This window comes from Isoptericola sp. b515 (assembly GCF_030588125.1).
In the GTDB taxonomy this organism is placed as follows: Bacteria; Actinomycetota; Actinomycetes; order Actinomycetales; family Cellulomonadaceae; genus Isoptericola; species Isoptericola sediminis.
Genome location: NZ_JAUQYR010000004.1, coordinates 147,630 through 163,264, shown reverse-complemented (window position 1 = coordinate 163,264; position 15,635 = coordinate 147,630). Strand labels below are relative to the sequence as shown.

The 15,635-nt window shown below is 74.6% G+C and carries 16 protein-coding genes; 1 reads left to right on the top strand and 15 read right to left on the bottom strand.

Translation table 11 applies throughout. From position 1 onward, the window contains the following. Nucleotides 1–50: 50 nt before the first annotated feature. The 6 genes from Q6350_RS12760 to lysS all read right to left on the bottom strand — a co-directional run bounded on the left by Q6350_RS12760 (nt 51) and on the right by lysS (nt 5,275). A complete protein-coding gene (locus Q6350_RS12760) occupies nt 51–200 on the bottom strand; it encodes a hypothetical protein (RefSeq protein WP_304603117.1) in 150 nt (49 codons plus the stop codon). Nucleotides 201–607: 407 nt separating this feature from the next. Further along, nucleotides 608–1,897 carry a D-inositol-3-phosphate glycosyltransferase gene (mshA, locus tag Q6350_RS12755; RefSeq protein WP_304603772.1) on the bottom strand — a complete coding sequence of 430 codons (1,290 nt, stop codon included), beginning with the start codon at nt 1,895–1,897 and terminating at the stop codon, nt 608–610. A gap of 29 nt (nt 1,898–1,926) precedes the next feature. Continuing rightward, nucleotides 1,927–3,015, bottom strand: coding sequence for a beta-propeller fold lactonase family protein (locus Q6350_RS12750; protein ID WP_305066363.1), 1,089 nt, complete (start codon nt 3,013–3,015; stop codon nt 1,927–1,929). Nucleotides 3,016–3,141: 126 nt separating this feature from the next. After that, entirely contained in the window at nt 3,142–3,474 is a 333-nt protein-coding gene (locus Q6350_RS12745; protein ID WP_304603115.1) for an Lsr2 family protein, read from the bottom strand. Between the two features lie 104 nt (nt 3,475–3,578). Further along, nucleotides 3,579–3,749, bottom strand: a complete 171-nt coding sequence (locus tag Q6350_RS12740) for a hypothetical protein (RefSeq protein WP_171248414.1) — start codon at nt 3,747–3,749, stop codon at nt 3,579–3,581. An 11-nt stretch (nt 3,750–3,760) separates the two neighbouring features. Beyond that, complete coding sequence (lysS, locus tag Q6350_RS12735) at nt 3,761–5,275, bottom strand: lysine--tRNA ligase (RefSeq protein ID WP_304607516.1); 1,515 nt, start codon at nt 5,273–5,275, stop codon at nt 3,761–3,763. Nucleotides 5,276–5,355: 80 nt separating this feature from the next. On the opposite strand from lysS, the gene nadC reads away from it, so the two are divergent. Next, complete coding sequence (gene nadC, locus Q6350_RS12730; protein WP_304603113.1) at nt 5,356–6,291, top strand: carboxylating nicotinate-nucleotide diphosphorylase; 936 nt, start codon at nt 5,356–5,358, stop codon at nt 6,289–6,291. A 69-nt stretch (nt 6,292–6,360) separates the two neighbouring features. Here nadC and Q6350_RS12725 read toward each other — a convergent pair whose 3' ends face one another. From Q6350_RS12725 to folP, 9 genes are all read right to left on the bottom strand, one after another. Continuing rightward, nucleotides 6,361–8,037 (bottom strand): L-aspartate oxidase, encoded by a 1,677-nt coding sequence (locus tag Q6350_RS12725; RefSeq protein WP_304603112.1) that lies wholly within the window; start codon nt 8,035–8,037, stop codon nt 6,361–6,363. Then, complete coding sequence (gene panD / locus Q6350_RS12720; RefSeq protein WP_246246266.1) at nt 8,034–8,444, bottom strand: aspartate 1-decarboxylase; 411 nt, start codon at nt 8,442–8,444, stop codon at nt 8,034–8,036. The genes Q6350_RS12725 and panD overlap by 4 nt, the downstream gene beginning before the upstream one ends. 83 nt (nt 8,445–8,527) lie before the next feature. Further along, the gene (panC, locus tag Q6350_RS12715; protein WP_305066361.1) at nt 8,528–9,493 is read right to left on the bottom strand and encodes a pantoate--beta-alanine ligase; all 966 of its coding nucleotides are present in this window, start codon (nt 9,491–9,493) and stop codon (nt 8,528–8,530) included. Continuing rightward, a complete protein-coding gene (locus Q6350_RS12710) occupies nt 9,490–10,440 on the bottom strand; it encodes a Rossmann-like and DUF2520 domain-containing protein (protein WP_304603110.1) in 951 nt (316 codons plus the stop codon). The genes panC and Q6350_RS12710 overlap by 4 nt, the downstream gene beginning before the upstream one ends. Continuing rightward, nucleotides 10,437–12,005 (bottom strand): PH domain-containing protein, encoded by a 1,569-nt coding sequence (locus Q6350_RS12705; RefSeq protein ID WP_304603109.1) that lies wholly within the window; start codon nt 12,003–12,005, stop codon nt 10,437–10,439. Before Q6350_RS12705 ends, Q6350_RS12710 begins: the two co-directional genes overlap by 4 nt. Then, nucleotides 12,002–12,505 (bottom strand): PH domain-containing protein, encoded by a 504-nt coding sequence (locus Q6350_RS12700; protein WP_304603108.1) that lies wholly within the window; start codon nt 12,503–12,505, stop codon nt 12,002–12,004. Before Q6350_RS12700 ends, Q6350_RS12705 begins: the two co-directional genes overlap by 4 nt. 45 nt (nt 12,506–12,550) lie before the next feature. After that, nucleotides 12,551–13,021: a DUF3180 domain-containing protein gene (locus tag Q6350_RS12695; protein ID WP_171245580.1), complete on the bottom strand. Its 471-nt coding sequence runs from the start codon at nt 13,019–13,021 to the stop codon at nt 12,551–12,553. A gap of 1 nt (nt 13,022) precedes the next feature. Further along, the gene (folK, locus tag Q6350_RS12690) at nt 13,023–14,726 is read right to left on the bottom strand and encodes a 2-amino-4-hydroxy-6-hydroxymethyldihydropteridine diphosphokinase (RefSeq protein WP_305066485.1); all 1,704 of its coding nucleotides are present in this window, start codon (nt 14,724–14,726) and stop codon (nt 13,023–13,025) included. 14 nt (nt 14,727–14,740) lie between these two features. Further along, complete coding sequence (gene folP / locus Q6350_RS12685) at nt 14,741–15,634, bottom strand: dihydropteroate synthase (RefSeq protein ID WP_171245582.1); 894 nt, start codon at nt 15,632–15,634, stop codon at nt 14,741–14,743. Nucleotide 15,635 lies beyond the last annotated feature (1 nt).

Sequence of the window (15,635 nt, the reverse complement as noted above, 5' to 3'; positions counted from 1 at the left end):
GGCAACGTTCCCGCGGTCCGTGGGCATTCCCGCCGGGTGCGACGGCGCGGTCAGGAGCGGCAGTCGACCAGGACCACGACGCGCCAGGACACGTCCTCCACGTCGGCACGTTCCCAGGCGAACCGCACCCCACCGCCGTCCGGCCGGACGACGCACGTCGGGTCGCCGTCCTCGTGCCAGGTCCCCGGGGATCGATCCACCGGACCGTGCCCCGGGCGAACGCGTAGGTCCAGTCGTCGTCGTGCAGCACCACGACGTGGTGGTCCCGCGGCGGGTCGACGCCGACGAGCTGGACCCGGCCCTCGGCCCACTGCGTCGTCGACGAGCCCCACCGACGGCCCGCGACCCCGAGGACCAGGACGACGAGCAGGACGACGACGGTGAGCCGACCACCGCGTCGTCGCGTCGGGGCCGGAGCGGCCGCCGCATCGAGCGTGGTGCCGGTGATCCTTGCGCAGGTCAGCACGTGAGCGCTACCTCTTCTGCCTCGCGGGATCGGGTCCTGACCCGCGAAGTTCCGTCCTGACTCGCGGGATCGGGTCCTGACCCGCGCAGATCGGTCCAGGCTCGCGGGATCGGGTCCTGACCCGCGCAGATCGGTCCAGGCTCAGCGGGTGCGGCGGACCTTCGCGGCCTGGGAGTACACGTCCAGCATCGCCGCCGCCGCACGGTCCCAGGAGAACCGCTCGCTCGCGCGCCGCGCCCCGGCCGCCAGGCGCTCCCGCCGTTCGTCGTCGCCCAGCAGCGCGCCGAGCTCGGCCGCCCACGTCCACGGGCTGTGGTCGTCCACGAGCACCCCGGAGACGTCGTCGACCACCACGGTCCGCAGCCCGCCCACGGCCGCCGCGACGACCGGCGTGCCGCAGGCCTGCGCCTCGGCCGCCACGAGTCCGAACGACTCGTTGTGCGACGGCACCGCGACGACGTCCGCCGCCCGGTACCAGTCGGCCAGCTCCTCGCGGGACACCGGGGGGCGCACCACCACGTGGTCGGTCACCCCCATCTGGTACGCCAGCGCCTCGAGCTCGCGGACCGCCGTCGGACGCCCGCTCGCGCCACCGAGCACCGCGAGGGTCGGCACCCGCGACCCGCCGCCGTCCCGCAGGGCGTCCGGATCGGCGACCGTCGCCGCGTGGTCGGCCATGACCCCGAGGGCGCGCACCAGCACGTCCGGGCCCTTGAGCAGCTGCACACGCCCCGCGAAGAGCACCAGCGGGCGGTCGACGGGCAGCCCGAGCCGCGCCCGCAGCGCACGCCGCGCCTGCGCCGCCGTCTCCCCCGGTGCCGGCTCCAGCGGCGCGAAGGCGTCCAGGTCGACGCCCGGCGCCACCACGTGCAGGCGGTCCGGGTCGGCGCCGTAGTGGCGGACCAGGTCCTCGGCCTCCTCCGTGGTGGACGCCACCAGCGCGTCGGACTCCGCGACGACCTGCTCCTCACCGATGACCCGGCTGTGCGGCTCCGGGGTGTCCCCGGGGGCGAGGGCGGCGTTCTTCACCCGCGCCATCGTGTGCATGGTGTGCACCAGCGGCACGTCCCACCGGTCGGCGGCGAGCCAGCCGACCTGACCGGACAGCCAGTAGTGGGAGTGCACGACGTCGTACCAGCCGGGCGGTCGGTGCGCCTCGGCCCGGAGCACCCCGGCGCTGAAGAAGCAGAGCTGGGCCGGCAGGTCCTTCTTGTCGAGCCCTTCGTACGGACCCGCGGCGATGTGCACGACCCGGATACCCGGTTCCGCCTGGACCACCTTGGGCTGGGCCGACGACGTCGCCCGGGTGTAGATCTCCACCTCGGCGCCCCGACGCGCCAGGGCACGGGACAGCTCCAGGACGTACACGTTCATCCCGCCGGCGTCCCCGGTGCCGGGCTGGTCCAGCGGCGAGGTGTGCACGGAGATCATCGCGACCCGCGGCCCCCCGCGGTCCGCGCTCACCGGGCCTCCAGCACGCACGAGGGCGGGGTGGCCCACGCGACGCGGTCGACGACCGCACCCGCCCCGGTCGCGGGGTCGAGACGCACCGTGGCCAGCTCGCTCGTGCCCTGCAGCGCGACCACCGCGAGCTCGGCACCGTCCGTCGCGGCGAAGACCTCGTGGTGACGCGGCCAGGAGCCCTCGCCGAGCGGGACGTCGGCCAGGTGCGCGATCTCCGGGGTGCGGTCGCCGGACACGGAGTGCACGGCCAGCAGGTCCGGTCCGCGCACTCCGGCGTGCAGGCGACGGCCGTCCGCGCTGAGCGTGACGTGCCCGGGGAAGGCGTCCCCCGCGATCGCCCGTGGCGAGACGGGCACGCTCCCGGCGTGGTGCCAGGCACCGTCGGCGGGGAGCAGCACGTGGAGCCGGGCGTCGAGCTCCCCGGCGACGACCAGCGCCCCTCCGGGCAGGACGACGAGGTGGCGAGGCCCTGTCCCGGCGGGCAACCACGCGGCGACGGAGCCGCCGTCGTCCGCGAGCACGCCGCCGTCACCCGGTGCGGGGTCGAGGGGGTAGCGCCGGACCACGTCGGCGCCGAGGTCCGTGACGAGCACCTCGCCGTCGAGCACGGTCACCTGGTGCGCGTGCGGGCCGTCCTGCCGGTCCGTCACCGGGCCGGTGCCGGACCCGGCGTGCAGGGAGCGGTGGTCCGCGACGGGGGTGCCGTCCTCGGCGAGGCCCACCGCGGCGGCGACGGCGTCCCCGTAGTTCGCGACCCAGGCCGTCCGGTCCGCGGCGGCGACGTGGCAGGGGTCGTCCCCGCCGGAGCCGACGGACGAGAGGACCTCGAGCGTGCCGTCACCGACGTCGCGCAGTGCCGTCAGCCTCCCGTGAGGGGTCTCGGTCACCGCGTAGACGACCGGGGCGGAGGGGTGCCGGGCCAGGAACGACGGCGACGGGACCTCGGCGGCGACGCGCGGCGCACCGAGCGAGCCGTCGGACCGGTCGAGGTCGACGCGCCACACCGCTTCTCCGCTGCCTGCCGCCGTCCCGGCCGACGGGTAGGTGCCGACCCACAGCGGCACGGAGGCGCTCGGAGTGGTCATGGGTCCAGGGTAGGCGTCCGCGGCCGGTGCTCACCGCGCACCTCAGGAGCGGGCGCGGTCTTCCCCGGACAGCACCGCGCCCCGACCGGAACGAACCGATCGGGGCGAGGGCAGCCGATGCCGGGCTCAGTGAGCCGCTTCGTACGCTTCCAGGATGCGTGCCGGGATGCGGCCGCGGTCGTTCACCTCGTGGCCGTTCTCGCGCGCCCACTCGCGGATCTTCTGCAGCTGGGCACGGTCGGTCCGGCCACGACGGGGGCCGGCGGCGCGTCCCGCTGCCTTCGGGCCGGCCTTGCGGCCGTGCCCGATCCACTTCGAGAAGGACTCACGCAGCTCCGACGCATGTGCCGATGTGAGGTCGATCTCATAGGAGACGCCGTCCAGCGAAAAAGTGACGGTCTCGTCACCTTCGGTGCCGTCGATGTCATCCAACAGCACGACCTGGGTCTTCTGGACCACGTTGCCACCCTTCTCAGGAACCGAAATGCAATGACCTTTTCAGGATGCACCGATCAAGAATGGAATGTCAACTCGCCACGAGGGGAATGCAATAGCAACCCGGGTCAACCATTCAACGGCGACGATTCATCGCGACGCGCTTCCGCCTCGTAGCGCTCCTGCGCGGCCCGCTCATTGCGGTCCGCACGCACGATCTTGCGCATGGCGAACCAGAACAGCAGGCCGACCCCGATCGAAGGGATGAGACCGGCCACGACGGCCCAGAAAGTATCCATGATCGTCGTCCTCAGTGCGTGGGCTTGACCAGGGGGAAGAGGATCGTCTCGCGAATTCCCGCACCCGTGAGCGCCATGAGAAGTCGGTCGATCCCCATGCCCATGCCGCCGGCCGGCGGCATGGCGTACTCCATCGCCGTGAGGAAGTCCTCGTCGAGCGCCATCGCCTCGTCGTCGCCGGCCGCCGCGAGGCGTGCCTGCTCGGCGAAACGCTCGCGCTGCACGACCGGGTCGACGAGCTCGGAGTAGGCCGTGGCGAGCTCGAAGCCGCGCACGTAGAGGTCCCACTTCTCGACGACACCCGGGATGGTGCGGTGGGCACGCGTCAGCGGGGAGGTCTCGACGGGGAAGTCCCGCACGAACGTCGGCGCGTACAGGTCGTTGCCGACATGGTGCTCCCACAGCTCCTCGACCAGCTTGCCGTGGATCATCTGCTTCGGGTCGATCGAGATCTCCACCTTCTCGGCGAGCTCGTTGAGATGCTCGACCGACGTCTCCGGCGTGATCTCCTCACCGATCGCCTCGGAAAGCGACCCGTACATCGTGATGTGCGCCCATTCCCCACCGAGGTCGTACTCCTCGCCGTCGGGCAGCGTCACCACGGTCGTCCCCAGCGCCTCTCGCGCAGCGGTCTGCACGAGATCCTGCGTGAGAGCCGCCATCGTGTCGTAGTCGCCGTACGCCTCGTAGGCCTCGAGCATCGCGAACTCCGGCGAGTGCGAGGAGTCCGCACCTTCGTTGCGGAAGTTGCGATTGATCTCGAAGACGCGTTCCACGCCGCCCACGACGGCTTCCTTGAGGAACAGCTCCGGCGCGATACGCAGGAACAGCTCCATGTCATAGGCATTCATGTGCGTGGCGAAAGGCCGCGCCGACGCACCCGAGGCGACGACCTGCAGCATCGGCGTCTCGACCTCGAGGAAGTCCCGGGCGTGGAAGTTCTCGCGCAGCGAGCGCACGACGGCGGCGCGCAGCCGGACCATGTCCCGCGCGGCCGGGCGGGCGATGAGGTCGACGTACCGCTGCCGGACCCGCGCCTCCTCCGAGAGCTCCTTGTGCAGCACCGGCAGCGGCCGCAGCGCCTTGGAGGCCATCTGCCACGAGTCCGCGAAGATGCTCAGCTCCCCCCGGCGCGAGGAACCCACCCGGCCGTGGACGAACAGGTGGTCGCCGAGGTCGACGTCGGCCTTGAAGGCGCTCAGCGACTCGGCGCCGACGACCTTCTGGCTGAGCATCGCCTGCAGGCGGTTGCCCTCGCCGTCCTGCAGCGCGACGAAGCAGAGCTTGCCGGTGTTGCGCAGGAACACCACGCGGCCCGCGACACCGACGACGTCGTCGGTCTCCTGCCCCGCCTCCAGGTGGTCGTACGCACCACGGACCTGCGCGATCGTGTGCGTGATCGGCAGGCCGACCGGGTACGCCTCACCGCCCTCGGCAATGATCCGGTCGCGCTTCTCACGGCGGACCCGGAGCTGCTCGGGCAGGTCGTCGGACACGGCGGAGTCGGCATTCTCGGGGGTGGTCACCGTCCGATTCTACGGTCCGCCGCCAAGCCGCCCCACGCCTTTCCACCGTGCCTCGGACACCCGGGCAGTACCGTGTCGCCGTGAGCACGCCCGACGCCCTCCCGGTCCGCACCACGCCGTCCGCTGTCGACCCGGGCCTCGATCCCGACTGGATCCGCCGCACGGTGGAGACCGCGCTGGACGAGGACCTCGGTCCCGCCCCTGGTCGTGACGTGACCACGCAGGCCACGATCCCGCCGTCGGCCACGGGGACCGCCGACCTCGTGGCCCGTGCGGCGGGAACCGTCGCCGGGCTCGTCGTCGTCGCAGAGACGCTGCGGCAGACCGCCTCGCGGCTCGGTCTGCCGACCCCGGACGTGACGTTCCACACCCAGGACGGGGACGCCGTCGTGCCGGGGCAGGTGCTGGCCCGCCTCACCGGGCGGACCCAGGTGCTGCTGGTGGCCGAGCGCACCCTGCTCAACCTCGCCTCGCGCGCCTCCGGTGTGGCGACCGCCACGGCGGCGTTCGCCCGGGAGCTGGCCGGCACCGGGGCGCAGGTGCTCGACACCCGCAAGACGACGCCGGGCCTGCGCGCCCTGGACAAGTACGCGGTCCGCGCCGGGGGCGGCACGAACAAGCGGATGGGTCTGTACGACGTCGCGATGGTCAAGGACAACCACGTCGTCGCGGCGGGATCGGTGAGCGCGGCGGTCACCGCGGTGCGCACGGCGTTCCCCGACGTGCTGGTGCAGGTCGAGGCGGACACGACCGCGCAGGCCCTGGAGGCGCTGGACGCGGGTGCGGACTTCCTGCTGCTCGACAACATGCCGACCGAGGTGCTGGCGGACACCGTCGCGGCGGTCCGGGACCGCCAGGGCCACGACGGCGTACCGGCGCACGTCGAGCTCGAGGCGACGGGCAACCTCACGGTCGAGCGGGCTCGCGAGGTCGCGTTCACCGGGGTGGACTACCTGTCGGTGGGGGCCCTGACGCACTCGGCGCCGATCCTCGACCTGGCCCTCGACCTGCACTGACCCGGCGCGAGTCAGGCCTGACCCGCGCGAGTCAGGCCTGACCCGCGCGAGTCAGGCCTGACTCGCGGGTCAGCCGGCGGTGAGGGTGCCGTCGTCCTCCAGCGCCACCGTCACGCGCCGCTCCCAGGCGGGGTCGCGGTCGGGGAAGTCCGCGCGGAAGTGACCGCCCCGGCTCTCGGTCCGCACCGCGGCGGCCCGGACCAGGGCGCGTGCCACCTGGTGGATGTTCGTCGTCTCCCACTCGGCCACCTGCGGGGCCGCCACCACGCCGACGTCCCCGTGGGCCGAGGTCGTCACGCCCGCCAGGGCGGTGTCCGCGCGGGCCAGGGACTCCGCCGTGCGGATCGGCCCCGCCCCCTCGGACGTCATGCGCTGGATGCGGGAGCGTGCGGCCGCGGCGACGAGCGCCGAGCCGCCGGGCCGTTCCACGGGGTCCGGGGCCGTGGACAGCTCCCCGGTCTCGAACCGCGCCACCACGTCGGCCGCCGCCCGGTGGGCGAACACGAGTCCCTCGAGCAGCGAGTTCGACGCCAGTCGGTTGGCGCCGTGCACGCCGGTGCACGCGACCTCCCCCACCGCGTACAGCCCCGGGACGGACGACCTGCCGTGCAGATCGGTGACGACACCCCCGGAGTGGTAGTGCTGGGCCGGCGCCACCGGCACCGGCTCCTCCGTCCAGTCGATGCCGTGGTCGGCCAGCCGGGCGGTGATCCCCGGGAACCGGCGACGCAGGAAGTCGGCCCCCAGGGCGCGGGCGTCCAGCAGCACGTGGTCGGCGGAGGTCGCCGCCATCTGCCGCACGATGGCGTGCGCCACGACGTCCCGGGGCGCGAGCTCGGCCATGGGGTGCACGTCCGGCATGAACCGGTGCCCGTTCACGTCGAGCAGCAGCGCACCCTCGCCACGCACCGCCTCGCTGATCAGCGGGAGCTGGCCCCGGGCTCCGGCACCCAGCCACAGCACCGTGGGGTGGAACTGCACGAACTCCAGGTCGCCGAGCACGGCACCGGCACGCAACGCCGCCGCGATGCCGTCCGCGGTCGCCCCGGGCGGGTTGGTCGTGGAGCGGAACACCTGCCCCACGCCCCCGGTCGCCAGCACCACGACGGGGGCCAGCGCGGCACCGACCCCGTCGCGCGACCCCTCGCCGCGCACGTGCAACGTCACACCGGCCACCGGGCGCTCCCCCGCGGCGTCCGGCGCCCCGGTGAGCACGTCGAGGACCAGCGCGTTGGAGATCACCTCGATCCCCGGGTCGTGCCGCACGGCCTCGATCTGCGCCACCAGCGCGCGCGAGATCTCGGCCCCGGTGGCGTCACCGCCCGCGTGCGCGATCCGGTCGGCCCGGTGGCCGCCCTCCCGGGTGAGCGCGATCCCGCCGTCGTCGGCGCGGTCGAAGCTGGCCCCGCGAGCCACCAGCTCGTGCACCCGCTGCGGGCCCTCGGTGACCAGGACCTCGGCGGCCTCCGGGTCGCTCAGGCCACCGCCGGCCTCGAGCGTGTCGTGCAGGTGCGCCTCCGGGGTGTCGTCCGGGTGCAGGACGGCGGCGATCCCGCCCTGCGCCCACACGGTCGACCCCGAGGACAGAGCGCCCTTGGTGACCAGCAGGACGTGCGGCACCCGGGCCCGCAGCTCGAGCGCCGCCGTGAGTCCGGCGATCCCCGAGCCGACGACGACCGCGTCCGCGCGCGTCGTCCAGCCCGGGGCGGGCGCGACGAGGGAACGGGCGAGCCGGTCCGGACTCACCGCGCGCCGAGAGGGATACCCGAGCTGACGAGCCCGTAGCCGTCCGGGACCTGCCCGGGGTCGTCGTCCACGTCCACGATCCGGTTCTCGCCGTCGACGAACACGACGTTCGGCAGGAACGAGCGGGCGTCGGCGTCCGAGAGCATGCCGTAGGCGATGATGATGACCTTGTCGCCGGGGTGCACGAGGTGCGCCGCGGCGCCGTTGATGCTGATCTGGCCGGACCCCGGCTCACCGGGGATGACGTACGTCGTCAGGCGGGCGCCGTTGTCGACGTCCACGACGTCGACCTGCTGGCCGGGGATCAGGTCCGCGGCGTCCAGCAGGTCGGTGTCGACCGTGATGGATCCCACATAGTGCAGGTCGGCCTGGGTCACCGTCGCGCGGTGGATCTTGCCGATCATCATCGGGCGCTGCAGGGACGCCGGGCGGCGCGTACCGGTCCGGCGGTCCGCCGGGGTCGTGCCCACGGACGATGCAGTCTGGTCAGTCACGGGGTTGCCTCCTGGCCTGCGGTTTCGTCCTCCGCGGAGGACGCGACGACATCCACGGCCTGGTTGTCGATCAGTCGTGTGGTGCCCACGCGCGCGGCGACGAGCAGCAGGGCGGGACCGGTGTGGTCACCGGCTACCTCCTCCACAGTATCCGGGTCGACGAGTGCCAGGTAGTCCACCACAACGTCGGGGACCGCGTTGAGGATTCCCGACGCCGTCGCGAGCACCGCCGCGGCGCCGTGCCCGGCCTCGGCCTCCACCGCACCGCCCCGCAGCGCGCGCGACAGCGCCAGGGCCGCGTCCCGCTCCCCCGCGGACAGGTACGTGTTGCGGGACGACAGCGCCAGGCCGTCCTCGTCACGCACGGTGGGCACGCCGACGATCTCGACCGGCAGGTCCAGGTCACGCACCATGCGGCGGACGGCGAGGAGCTGCTGGGCGTCCTTCTGGCCGAACAGCGCGACGTCCGGGCGGGTGAGCTGGACCAGCTTCAGCACCACGGTCAGCACGCCGTCGAGGTGCCCGGGGCGGAAGGCCCCCTCGAGCACCTCGCCGATCCGACCGGCGGACACCCGCACGATCGGGTCGCCGTCGGGGTAGACGACGTCCGGCGTCGGCGCGAAGACGACGTCCGCCCCCACCTCGGCGAGCCGTTCCAGGTCGCCGTCCAGGTCCCGGGGGTAGGCGTCCAGGTCCTCGCCCTCGCCGAACTGCAGCGGGTTGACGAAGATCGTCACCACCACCTGCCCGCCGGGGCCGACCTCGGCCCGGGCACGCCGGACCAGCTCCAGGTGCCCCGCGTGCAGCGCCCCCATCGTCATCACCACGGCACGGCGGTCGGTCGGGTCGGCCCCGCCCAGCGTCCACGCGGCGAGCGCGTCCCGCAGCTCGGTACGGGTCCGTGCGACGACCCCGTCGGTGTCGGCGGACGACGACGTCGCCCGGTCGGCAGGTGCGGTCATGAGTCCCCCTTGGGCGGTTCGCCGAGGACGTCCAGCAGCGCCCGTGCTGCCGCGTCGTCGATGCGGTGGCTCGCGAGCGCGCGCCGCGCGGCCCCGCGGGCGAGCTCCGTGTAGCTGTCGGGGACGTCCGTCGCCCCCGTGTCGGCCGCGAGGTCCCCGAGGACCTCCAGGTGGGTGGTCACCGTGCCGGCGTCCCCCCGGGCGACCGGGCCGGTCAGCGCCGCGATCGCCCCGGGGCCCTCGCCGTCGCGCACGTCCGCCGCGCGGGTCGCCCCGTCGAGGGCGGCGCCCAGCAGCGGGGCCAGCACCCGGCCCGGGTGCTCGATCCCGGCGGCCTCCAGCGCCTGCGCCGCCTGGGCCACGAGGACCACCAGATGGTTCGCCCCGTGCGCCAGCGCGGCGTGGTAGAGCCCCCGGGACGCCTCGTCGACGACGACGGGCTCGCCCCCGATCTCGACCACGAGCGCCTGCCCGATGGGCAGCACCGCCCCGGGTCCGGTGACGGCGAAGGTGCAGCCCGACAGCCGGGCCAGGTCCAGCGAGGTCCCGGTGAACGTCATCGCGGGATGGATCGCCAGCGGGATCGCACCCGCCCGCTGCGCGGGCCCCAGCACCCCCGTGCCGTAGCGGCCCGAGGTGTGCACGACGATCTGGCCCGGCTGCCAGGCGCCGACGTCGGCCAGACCGGACACGAGGTCGGCGAGCGCGTCGTCGGGCACCGCCAGCAGCACCAGCTCGGACCGCTCGACGATCTCCGGCACCTCCAGGTGCGGCACGCCGGGCAGCATCGTCTCGATCCGCTCGTGCGAGGCGTCCGAGACCCCGGAGGCGCCGACGACGGCGTGCCCGGCCGACCGCAGCGCGCTGCCCAGCACGGCCCCGACCCGGCCGGCGCCGACGACGCCGACCCCGAGCCGACCCGGGCGGGTCGTCTCCGGCGCCGTCACGGGGTCTCCTCCGCGTCGCCGTCGGTGGGCCGCGACCTCGCCAGGGGCGCCACCCGCTCCATCCACCGCTCCGGCACCTGGTGCGCCCGGGCCGAGCGCGCGCGGACCGCCTGCTCGCTCAGCAGGTGCACCGCGTCGGGGGCGTCGAGGTGGTGGGACCGGGTCGTCACCGGTCCCGGCGTGGAGTGCACCGCGAAGGTCGCCAGGCCCCGGCCGCGCTGCCACGGCCCCTGCTCGAGGCCCAGGGACTGGGTCCGCTCGTGCGGCACCACGGAGAGTCGCCGCGTCAGGCGTCCGCCACGCAGCAGCAGCGCACGGTCGGCGACCGCGAACCCGTTGCGCCGCCAGCTGAGCGGGTCCAGCAACCGGGCCCTCCGCGGGCTCGTCGTGAAGAACCGGTCGGTCCGGCTGTCGCCCGCCAGGCCCTCGTCCAGCAGCTCGGTCAGCTCGTCGGCCCCGAGGTCGGGCAGCACCAGCCACAGGGCCGCCAGTGCCTCGGAGCGAGGACCCACCGGCAGCAGCACGTTCTGCGTACCGTTCTGGTCCTCGCTGCCGTAGCCGGCCACGTTGACCGTGATCCGCCACCAGTCCTTGCCCCGCCACCACAGCCCCTGGGTGAGCTCCAGCGCCTGGACCCGCCCGGGAGGGATCGTCTGCGCCCGCGTCTCCAGCAGCCCGTGCCGCAGCCTGATCCCGTCCGGGGAGATCGCCGCCCGGAACCCGAACTCGCCGGCGAAGCGGTTGAACAGGAACGTCCCGACGCCGAGGGCGACCGGCAGCATCGAGAACAGCACCCCGACGGCCTGCGTGGCGGCGACGAACACGACGAGGCCGATCAGCACGGCCAGCGCGATCCACACGGCGGGCAGGCGCAGCAGCGAGACGACCAGCCGGCCCGGGGGCACCTCGTAGACCAGGTTCTCGGGTGCCTCCTGCGCCGGTTCGGCGACCTCGGCCGGTGGCGAGTCGTGGGACGAGGCGGTGGGCGACGCCGCCCCTCCCGCGCCGTCGCCGGCACCGACCGTCTGCCCGTCGGTGCGACGCGCCTTGACGCCGGCCGCGCGCGCCAGCAGCTCGGCCCGCAGCTGCTTGGCGTCGTCGAGCCGCAGGAACCCGATCACCACCCCGGAGTCCGACCCGCCGGCGACCTCGAGGGTCAGCTCCGCCAGCCCGAACAGCCGCGCCAGCAGCGGCTGGCGGACGTCGACGGCCTGCAGGCGGTCGAGGCGCGCGTGGCGTTGCTGCCGGAAGAGGATGCCCCGCCGCAGGTGCGCGGCGTCGTCGTCCACCGCGTAGGAGGTCATGCGCCAGGCCAGCGCCGAGACGCCGAAGATGACCGCCAGCAGGACCACCACGAGGACGACCACGATCCACCACACCTGGGCCACGCCGTCGACCACGGCGTCGGCGTACTCGACACCCTCGGCGAGCTGCTGCCCCACGACGAACAGGAGCACCGCGATGACGGCCCAGCCCCGCACGACCGGCGTGATGGGGTGCACCCGTCGCCACTCGCGCGCCGGTGCCGTCCGGGGGACGTCCGGCGTCGGTTCCGCAGCGCTCACAGGCCGGCCAGCCTCGCCTCGCCGCGCGCCGTCAGACGATCACGCAGACGTTCGGCCTCGTCCGGCGTCAGCCCCGGGATCTCGGCGTCCGTGCTGGCCGAGGCCGTGTGGAGCTGGACCTTGGCGATGTTCAGCCGACGGTCCAGGGGGCCGGCCGTGACGTCCACGAACTGCATCCGTCCGTAGGGCACCACGACCAGCTCGCGGAACAGGATCCCGCTGCGGATCAGCAGGTCGTCGTCACGCTCGGCGTACCCGATGGCACGGACCTGCCGGGGCACCAGCACCCCGACCCAGGCGAGCAGCACGACGAGCGCGGCGGTCGCGATCCACAGCCACGGGGTGACCAGCACGGCGAGGAGGACCGTGGCGACGAGCGGCAGTCCGAGCCAGATGCCCACGACGACCAGACGCGCGGGGATCAGCCGGGGCGACACCCGGTCCCACGTCACGCCCGGCGGGTCGAACGGGTCGGCCGGACCCGGTGCGGGGTGTGTCATGTCCCCATCTTCGCAGAACAGCGGCACGGGACGGCCCGCGCCGTCTCAGGACGGGACCGCCTCGGTCCCGTCGTCCTCCTCGGGAGGCGGCGCCTCGCAGAACTTCTCGACGACGAGCCCCACGACCGCGAGCCCCACGGCGGCCAGCGCGGCCACCCCCGACGTGACGGCGACCTCCCGGCGCGGCTCCACGTCCAGCTGCGGCAGCACCAGCAGCACGGAGGCGACGTACCGGCCGGCCAGCAAGGCCCCCGTGTACGCCGCGGCCTTGGCCATGGCGAACGTGCGCGCCGCGCGCAGCGGGTCCAGGTCGGGGCGGTCACCGCGCAGGTAGGACCGGACCGCCCAGCCGGCCCACAGCACGAGACCGGCGAGCAGGACGAGAGCAGCCACCTCCACCCAGGCGGCGCCGGGGACGAAGATCCCCCGGGACTCGAGCAGTCTCAGCAGCAGCAGCCCGACGGCGGCGACGCCGACCGCGACGGCCGCGAGGGTCCGGACACGGGTACGCCGCACGTCAGGAGCGCTCCGGGTGCTCGGCGTCGGGGGCGGGCGGGATCGGGGCGTGGATCCCGGCGGCCGCCACGAAGCCGCGTGGCTCCTGGACCTGCGGCACCTGGCCGGAGGTCTCCCTCCGCTGCGGCAGCTCGGTCGACGGCTCCCGCCGCGGCAGCTCGGCGGGGGTGTCCCGCTGCGGCAGCCGGGGCGACGGATCCCGCCGGGGCAGCTCGCCCGACGGCTCGCGCCACGGTTCGGCGGAGGGGTCCGCGGACGGGACCGGTGCCGAGGGCGCGGCCTGCGCCGGGAACGCGCTGGTGGCCGGCGCCGAGGTCGAGGACTGTTCCCCGGCCGGAGGCGGGTCCGCCTCCGGCTCCGGCTCCGGCTGCGGCTGCGCTGGCACCGTCCCGGTCGCGGCCGGTCCGGTCAACCAGTCCAGCGCGAGCCACCGGATGCCCGCTCGGTCGGGGGCCGTCGCGGCCAGCTGGGCGACCGAACCGCCGCCGAGCCCGCCCAGCACGGCCTGCGGGTCGACCTCCGCCCACGGCACCAGCACGAACGCCCGCTCGTGCGCGCGGGGGTGCGGGAGCTCCAGGTCCTCGGCGGTCGACGTCAGGTCGTCGTACTGGATGAGGTCGACGTCCAGCGTCCGCGGACCCCAGCGCTCCTCGCGGACCCGGCCGTGCAGCATCTCGACGTCCTGGCAGACGCCCAGCAGGCCGCGGGCCGGCAGCGTGGTCCGCACCAGCAGCACGGCGTTGAGGTAGTCCGGCTGCTCGGGGCCGACAGCGACCGTGCGGGCGAGCGGCGAGACCTCCATCACCTGCACCCCCGAGACCCGGTCGATGTCGGTCACCGCCTCGCGCAGCGTGCCCTGGGCGTCACCCAGGTTCGCTCCGAGGGCGATCACCGCCTCGACGGGGGCCTCCGGCACCGCGTCCAGGGGGTCGACGGCCGGGGCGGGCACGTGCTCCGGTTCCACGATCGCCACCTCCGCCACGGGCGAGGACTCGGCGGCCGACGACTCCGGCACGGCGGGCTCGGGGGCGCGCGGTGCGGGAACGGGTGCTTCCGCGACGGGACGCTCGGGCGCCGGTGGCACGGACACGGCGGGCGTCGGCACCGACGAGGCGGACGGCACCGAACCGGCGGACGGCGACGGGGCCGGGGCGGGCACGGCCGCCGACGGCACCGGCACCGGCGCGGACGCGGGTGTCCCCGCGACCGGCTGCGGCGGGGCCGGAGGCGGTGGCACCGCGGGAGCCGCCGGCTCCGGGGCGGGGCCGGACGACGAGACCTGCACCGGCGACCCGGCAGGGAGCGCCGGCACCGACGGCCGGTGCTCCCGGTCGCGGCGCACCACGATCTCGACGTCGTCGAACGGGACGGCGATGGGCGCCTCCGGCTTGTGCACCCGCACGTCGACGGCCTGGACCGCCGGGTGCTCCAGCACGACGGCGGCGACCCGTTCGGCCAGCGTCTCGACGAGATCGACCGGCGGACCGCAGAGCACGTCGTGCACGTCCTCGGCGACCTCGGCGTAGCTGACCGTCGCCGCGAGGTCGTCGGCACCGGCAGCGGCCCGCACGTCCAGGTGCAGCACCACGTCGGCGCGGAACGTCTGCCCCTCGGCGCGCTCCTCCGGCAGCACGCCGTGGTGGCCGGTGGCGGTCACGCCCGTCAGTCTGATCTGGTCGAGGGGTCGGCCGTCCGACCCCGTCACGGCGTCGGCGAATGTCACGCGGTGCCCTCCATCGTCTCGGCCTGCCTCCAGGCGGCCGCCACTCGTACGGCGTCAACGCTCGCACGCGCGGCGTGGACGCGCACGCACCACGCCCCGGCGTGTGCAGCCAACGCCGAGATCGCGGCCGTGGCGTCGTCCCGGGCGCCGGGCGGTACCGGCTGGTCGTCCGCCGTGCCGTGCACACCCGCCAGCAGGTGCCCGAGGAACCGCTTGCGGGACGCACCCACGAGCAGCGGTCGCCCCAGCGACTCCAACGCGTCCAGGTGGGCGAGCAGCGGCCAGTTCAGCGCACCGGACTTGGCGAAACCCAGGCCCGGGTCGAGCACGACCTGCTCGGGGGCCACCCCGGCGTCGTGCAGCGCGGCGACGCGCGCGGCGAGCTCGTCACGGACGTCGGCCACGACGTCGTCGTAGTCCTGCAGCGAGTCCATGACGTCGCTGTGCCCCCGCCAGTGCATCGCCACGTACGGCACCCCGGTCTCGGCCACGACCGTGGCCATCTCGGGGTCGGCGAGGCCGCCGGAGACGTCGTTGACCAGGCGCGCGCCGGCGGCGACCGCACGCTCGGCGACGGCGGCCCGCGTCGTGTCGACCGACACCACGGCACCGGCGGCGGTGAGGCGCCCGATCACCGGGATGACGCGACGCAGCTCCTCCGCCTCGGTCACCCGGTCCGCCCCGGGACGGGTCGACTCCCCGCCGACGTCCAGGACGTCGGCGCCCTCGGCGAGCAGGTCGAGCCCGTGCTGCACGCCGGCCTCCGGCTCGAACCATTCCCCGCCGTCGGAGAAGGAGTCCGGCGTGATGTTGACCACACCCATCACCAGGCAGCGTCCTGTCCCCGACAGCTCCGGCAGCCCGGCGACGGCGACGTCGCGCGTCCTCATG